Annotated in this window: 1 protein-coding gene; it reads right to left on the minus strand. The window is 64.5% G+C overall.

The features are described from left to right. A partial coding sequence (locus AC066S_RS38975) for a condensation domain-containing protein (RefSeq protein ID WP_478271927.1) occupies positions 1-830 on the minus strand: 830 nt, incomplete at both ends.

The raw sequence follows: 830 nt of genomic DNA on the forward strand, positions 1-830 counted from the left end.
CGGTAAAGCTGGCTAAGTTCACGCAGCAGCACGCCCATCGACCAGCCGTCCGAGACGATGTGATGCTGGGTCAGCAGGAAGACGTGTTCCTCGTCCGACATCCGCACCAGATGCCCGCGGATCAGTGGGCCGCGCGCAAGATCGAATGGCGTGCGCCCCTCTTCATGGCACAGATCCAAAAGTGCCGCTTCCGCATCCGATCTCTCCCGCAGATCATGCTCAAGTATCGGCAATCCCGCATCCGGCGGCAGAACCTCAACCCGGGGCTTACCTTGCGTTGCGACAAAGACACTGCGCAGCGCCTCATGACGCGCAAACAGACGGTCAAGGCTGTGCTGCCAGGCGCTGCGGTCGAGCATCCCGCGCAGTCGCAGGGTCAGCGGAATGTGATAGTTCGTGCTGCCTTCGTTCAGCTGCGCCAAAAACCATAGCCGCTGCTGCGCAAATGACAGCACAAGCGGCTCATGGCGCGACACCGCTGCAATCGACGGCAGCTGTTGCGGACCGGAGCGGCTCAACAGCTCGACGATGCTTGCCGCCAGGTCACTCAGCACTGGCCTTGCGAACAGCGTCGACAGCGGCAGGTCGACTCCGACCGCCTGTGACAGCCGGCTCGACATCTGCACGGCCAAGAGGGAGTGGCCGCCCAGTTCGAAGAAGTGGTCGTTGCGCCCGATGCGCTCGACACCAAGGAGCTCGGCCCAGATCCGCGCCAGCGCGGTCTCGACCGCGCCTTGCGGCGCCTCATAGGCCGCCAGCGCATAGGCCTGATCGCGAGGGGCCGGCAGCGCGTTGCGATCGAGCTTGCCGTTCACCGTCAGCGGAAGCGC

It is taken from the genome of Bradyrhizobium sp. CFUWI (assembly GCF_056429085.1).